This window comes from Pseudomonas sp. 10C3 (assembly GCF_036346185.1).
Taxonomy (GTDB): Bacteria; Pseudomonadota; Gammaproteobacteria; order Pseudomonadales; family Pseudomonadaceae; genus Aquipseudomonas.
This window is the reverse complement of record NZ_JASJVE010000054.1, coordinates 1-2,291: the sequence shown is the minus strand read 5'-3', so window position 1 is coordinate 2,291 and position 2,291 is coordinate 1. Positions and strand designations below refer to the sequence as shown.

2 protein-coding genes and 1 pseudogene are annotated in these 2,291 nt (G+C 47.4%); all 3 read right to left on the bottom strand.

The window, feature by feature from the left end:
* Window positions 1-99: 99 nt before the first annotated feature.
* Complete coding sequence (locus QN399_RS26005) at window positions 100-1,428, bottom strand: zonular occludens toxin domain-containing protein (RefSeq protein ID WP_330201915.1); 1,329 nt, start codon at window positions 1,426-1,428, stop codon at window positions 100-102.
* A 1-nt stretch (window position 1,429) separates the two neighbouring features.
* Window positions 1,430-1,786, bottom strand: a complete 357-nt coding sequence (locus QN399_RS26000; RefSeq protein WP_330201914.1) for a DUF2523 family protein — start codon at window positions 1,784-1,786, stop codon at window positions 1,430-1,432.
* Window positions 1,787-1,793: 7 nt separating this feature from the next.
* Window positions 1,794-2,291: pseudogene (locus QN399_RS25995) on the bottom strand (hypothetical protein); the annotation flags it as partial.

Here is a 2,291-nt window from a genome sequence, read left to right as displayed (position 1 = left end):
ATTATGCGAACCCTTGGTTTTACCTCGAGGTGGGTGATACGCTGCCTTTCAGAACCAAAACGTCTAACTGAACTAAAGAACCATTTAGTTCAGTTATATCTATTTGAAGCTCCTGGGAACACGACTGCTGTCAGCTACAACAGTAAACGGAGCGCCACGCGATGCCTGATTAGCTGGCCTTCCAGAGTCGGCTACCTGATCACCACGAGAAGAAGAAAAAGACGAACCACCGGCGGTGGTTCGTCGCTCTGAACCGAGCCGCTCCTCACCTCCACCAGTGGCTCCAGAACCAAGACAAGCAACGGTTCGGGTTTCGCCGTTAAAGGTCAGTTCTGCCGCACAGGAACCGCGAGCCTTAATCGTATAACCCGCCGCAAGCATGTCCTTGCTCATCATCGTAAAACTATGCTGATCTTTGCCCAGGGCAAACACGTAGAAAACGCCTTTCTCCTCACTCCAAAGACTGCCCTTGATCGTAATGTCTCGATCCGCAAAAGGATCATGCATAACTAAGCCACCAGAAACCGGCACAGCCTGCTGAACAGAAACGCGATTATCAGCCACGTCAGAACTTTGAACAGGACCTTGAGGAACAGAACCTTGAGAAGGTTTAACGGATGACGCAGCAGGTTTAAGAGCCATCGGATGCAGAACACTATCAAGACCCGTGCCGAAGACCAAATAGCCGACAACACCAAACAGAACGAGCCCGAGCATGAGAACACGCGGCGACGTGAAGGCGTTTTTACCCGCCATGGTGTCGCGATGGGCTCCAGTTGCGGTGGAGTCATAGAGCTTGAAGACTCGTTTATCGATTTTTCGGAGTGCAACAATATTTGATCCATCAGTGGGAGCCTTGTTCTCTGAAGCTTGATGCATGGCCTCCTTGTAGTCCTTCTGAGTAATAAACTTGAGAACCGCACCAAGGAGTTTCAAATTGGAATGCTGGTAAGCAGCTTCCGCCGTATCACGAATTTCAGGGTGAACATACTTGATGTTCGGAGTCGTCAAAATAACGTCCCAGTTCCAATGCCTATGACGTGTCCAACCATCGAGAAAATTCATAGGCTTATCAGCAGCCTTGGCAGCATCCATACCACCCGGAAAATCAAACTTATCCAAATCTTTAGCCGACCACTTTTTCGGGAAAAGCGTCTGCGCTTCGTCAAAAATCAGAAAGGCGTCTCGAGGAGCCCATTGAAACCAAGTTCTAATCCGCTCCATGCCTTCTGCGGTTTCATGGTCGATGTACATAAGATCAAAAGTATCAGGCAAATCGTCAAACATAGCGTTGAACTTTTCACTAGACATGCCCCGAACGTTAGTAATGATTAAACGCCCCGCCTTCGCAGCGGGTACAGCATCGTCCCAAACAGCACCGGAAGTCTTATAAGACCCATTGGCCCCATGATGAATTTTAATTGCCATATCAAGCCCCCGGAATAAACTTCATCGCCCAACGAGTGGGAATGGCTGAAAAAATCAAGGTCAAACCTTGAGGGATATTGAAAAATGAAAGTGTCTGCTGAATATTGGCAGGAATGGACGACCACGCCGATGTTACCAATTGCGTAATACCCGTTTCCTGCATAATTTCCTGAACAACCGAATAGGCAATGTCCAACATAAACAGCTTGAACTCAACAAACGAGTAAATAAGCATTTTCGAAAAGAACACCAACACCGTCTTAACAAAATCAAATATGCCAGAGGACAAGAACGTCCAGACATACTGAAAAAACGTATTGGCACTGGTAAACCAATCAGCAATAAATCCAAGGTCCATAAATCACCTATAAGAAAATGATAAACATGGCAGAAACCGTACACACCAATAACACCACCTGAGAAATCCAACTCAGAGACGAGGCGTAATCGTCCAAGCAAAAACTAATAGTATGATCCAACACCTGAACCGGAGGCGGACAATATAATTGACCACCACCGCCCAGACTGATGTTAGAAATCGGCTTAAACAACGCCTTCATCTTATCCAAAGCAGCGATAACTTCCGTTTTGGAATCATCTATTTTCTTTTGCCATTTATCTGCCTCACCATCGAAATTGCCCTGAGTAGGTGCCGACAATGAACTGGCCTTTGGAGACGATCCCGCAGGCGTACCGCAATCCTTGACACAGTCACCGACACCACCAGAAGCAGCACCCGTACCAGAGCCAGAACCCGTGGTAGTAGACGCATTACCACAAAGCGAACCACTACAGGTCGAACTATGCGAAACAGTGGTAGTAGACGTAGAGCTTGAAATCACGCAAACACCTGGACCCATACC

What these genes read in the sequence shown, in the direction of transcription:
- QN399_RS26005 (WP_330201915.1), bottom strand. Translation starts at nt 1,428, where the DNA reads ATGGCAATTAAAATTCATCATGGGGCCAATGGGTCTTATAAGACTTCC.
- QN399_RS26000 (WP_330201914.1), bottom strand. Translation starts at nt 1,786, where the DNA reads ATGGACCTTGGATTTATTGCTGATTGGTTTACCAGTGCCAATACGTTT.